Below are 3221 nucleotides of genomic sequence, written 5' to 3'. Positions count from 1 at the left end.
CCGCCACCCCACCCAGCCGCCGCGTCCGTGCGAGGCCTTGGCCGGTATTGGGGGAAGTTCATCACTCACGGTTCCCCGCTTCGCCGAGGCAGTTGCGGGGGAGGGCCTGAAGCCGCTGCCACCTGGAGGAGGTCGGGCTCGCGGTGTGGGAGACCGACCTGCGCGACCGCCGCAAGAACGCGGTGACGGTGACGCGGGCGGGTGTGCGGACATCGGAGTGGTGCATGGAGCCGGCGGGGCGAGCCAACGCCGCATTGCGATGCCGCCGAACTCACCGCCCGGCCGCCAGGTTGCCGCCCTCGACGTGCCGGCTTCGGCCACCAGATTGACCCCGACACGGGCCGGCCCCCGGACGCCGTTGGGCTCGCCGGTCTCCCGCCACGAGGTTGATCGGCGGCAACCGACCGCCGTAAGGCATGCCCGGACAGTCGCAGGTCGACTCCGTACCGGGCACCACCTGCTCCCACGAATACCGGCAGGACCGACACTTGCGACGGGTTCAGGTCCCGCAGCCCTCGCTGGTCACGGATCCATGACTGCGCTGCCCACCGCCGGGTAGCCGGAGACAACAGGCACACGCACGCCGCGTGGCTCGCGCGACTTCGTCACCCGAAGGGCATGCTGCTCATGCTGATAGAGCACCAAGGCAAACGACCGACCATCGACCCGACCGCCCACGTCGCCCCGACGGCGGTCGTCTGCGGGAATGTCACGATCGGCCCGCGTACGCACGTCTCCTACGGCGCGGTGATCGAGTCGCACGGCGAGCCGGTGCGCATCGGGGCGCAATGCGTGGTGCGCGAGAACCTCAACATCCGCAGCACGAGCCGGGACGCGGTCGAGATCGGCGACCACGTCCTGATCGGACCGCATTCGTCGCTCAAGGGCTGCACGATCGAGGACGAGTGCTTCCTCGCGACGGGCGTGCGGATCTATCAGGGTGCCCGCGTGGGTGCGCGCTCGGAGGTCCGGATCGACGGCATCGTGCACGTCGGTAGCGTCCTGCCGCCGGACTCGCTCGTCCCGATCAAGTGGGTGGCCGTCGGTGATCCGGCCCGGTTCTTCCCGCCCGACCAGCACGAGGAGATCGATGCGATCCTCAGCCGGATGGACTTCGCCCAGCAGGTCTACGGGCTGGAGAGGCAGTCCGGCGGGAGCGGCGTCGACATGGACATGAGGGAACTCAGCCGGCGAGAGACCACCGGCCTCGCCGACCACCGCGACGACCGCGAGCTCTAGCGGACCGTGACGGCGGATGAATGAATCAGGGCATGCCAGTACCGAAGCACCTCACCGTGAACGGGGTGCGCTTGACCTATGACGATCTGGGCGAGGGGCCGGCCGTCCTGTTCGTCCACGGCTTCATGCTCGACCGCACCCTGTGGCGTGATCAGGTCCGCGCGCTCGACGGCTGGCGGCGCATCGCCCCCGACCTGCGCGGCATGGGCAGGAGCGAGGCCCCCGAGCGCGGCTACCGGATGAGCGTCTACGCCGACGACCTCGCGGCGCTGCTCGACGCCCTCGACGTCGAGCGCACGGTGCTCTGCGGGCTGAGCATGGGCGGCTACGTCGCCTTCGAGTTCCTGCGCAGGCATCGCGAGCGCGTGGCGGCCCTCGTCGTCCTGGACGCGCGGGCGGAAGCCGACACGGCCGAGCGTAGGTCGAGCAGGAACGACATGATCGCCCGGGTACGCGACGGCGGCACCGACGCACTGACGGCGGAACTCGCCGCGAAGTTCCTGGCGGAGAACGCGTCCGCGAACGCCAGGAGGCGGTTGGCGGACATGATGGATCGTTCACCCGTGGCGGGCGTCGTCGGCGCACTGGAGGCCATGCGCGACCGTCCCGATGACACGCCGTTCCTCGGGTCGATCGGGGAACTGCCGACCCTGCTCCTCATCGGCAGCGACGACACGCGGACGCCGCGCGCCTCGATGCGCGCGATCGCCGACGCGGTGCCGGCCGCGACGTTCGGGGTGGTTCCGCGCTCGGGCCACCTCCCGCCGCTGGAGAATCCCGCGGAGGTCACGGATCGGCTCCGGCATTTCCTGGACGGGCTGAGGGCTCCGGAGCCCTCAGCTGACCTGCGGTTATAGCCACTGGTTCGGACGTTCGCCGCAGGACGGAACCCGTCCGCGAAAGTCGCTGATCCGTCGGCGGCGAGGCGGGTGGCATATGGGGCGAAAGCCGCCGGTCGACGGTGTACGTTGTCGCCCATGACACGGGTGATCGACGGCCGCTTCGAGCTGGTGGAACGGCTCGGCGGCGGCGGGATGGGACTGGTGTGGCGGGCCTGGGACCAGGCGCTGCACCGGGACGTCGCGCTGAAGGAGGTGCGCCCGCCCGACCCGGCCATGGACGAGCAGGACCCGGGCACCGCCTACGAGCTCCGGGCACGGGTGTTGCGCGAGGCGCGGGCGCTGGCCCGGCTGAACCATCCGCACGTCGTGACCATCCACCACATCGTCGACGCGGGCGAGAACGCCTACCCGTGGATCGTCATGGAGCTCGTCACCGGCGGCTCGCTGCAGGATCGGCTCGCGCGCGGGCCGATGACGCCGGACGACACCGCCAGGCTCGGCCGCGAGCTGCTGTCCGCGCTGCGTGCCGCGCACGCGGTCGGCATCCAGCACCGGGACGTCAAACCCGCGAACGTGCTGCTGCGCCCCGACGGCGGGTCGGTGCTGACGGACTTCGGCATCGCGGCGGTGCGCGAGTCGACCAGCCTGACGGCGACCGGGTCGTTCATCGGCTCACCCGAGTACATGGCGCCCGAGCGGATCAACGGCCAGGAGGGCGATCCGGCCTCCGACCTGTGGTCGCTGGGCATGCTGCTGTACGTGGCGGTCGAGGGACGGCACCCGCTGCGGCGCAGCACGACGCTGGCGACGCTCGCCGCCGTGCTCAACCAGGAGGTCCCGCCGCCGGAACGGGCCGGGTTACTCGCTCCCGTGCTCGGGCTGCTGCTCAACCGCGACCCGGCGGCCCGGCCGGACGCGGAGAGCCTGGATCGCATGCTCGCCTCGGTGCTCGCCGGGGACCCCATCGCCGGCCAGCACCGCCTGCGCGCACCTTCCCCTAACCAGCCGGGCCCCTACCCGCAGCCGCCCCATCCTCAGGCCCAGCCTCAGCACCACCCGCAGTCCCCGCCACAGTCTCACCCGCACTCCCAGCCGCAGTTCCACCCCCAGGCCCACCCGCACGGGCAGCCTTCCACCGGC

At 71.4% G+C, this 3221-nt stretch carries 3 protein-coding genes; all 3 read left to right on the top strand.

Annotated features, from left to right (window positions below):
* The first annotated feature begins 618 nt into the window (after positions 1-618).
* Complete coding sequence (locus tag HII36_RS54205) at positions 619-1239, top strand: gamma carbonic anhydrase family protein (protein WP_217371117.1); 621 nt, start codon at positions 619-621, stop codon at positions 1237-1239.
* Positions 1240-1271: 32 nt separating this feature from the next.
* Positions 1272-2096, top strand: a complete 825-nt coding sequence (locus HII36_RS54200; RefSeq protein WP_173531209.1) for an alpha/beta fold hydrolase — start codon at positions 1272-1274, stop codon at positions 2094-2096.
* Positions 2097-2216: 120 nt separating this feature from the next.
* Positions 2217-3221 (top strand): serine/threonine-protein kinase (locus tag HII36_RS54195; protein ID WP_217371116.1); only part of this gene is annotated, 1005 nt, incomplete at its 3' end.

The organism is Nonomuraea antri, assembly GCF_013283785.1.
Lineage (GTDB): Bacteria > Actinomycetota > Actinomycetes > Streptosporangiales > Streptosporangiaceae > Nonomuraea > Nonomuraea antri.
The sequence above is the reverse complement of the archived record's forward strand: the minus strand, read 5'-3'. Positions and strand labels throughout refer to the sequence as shown.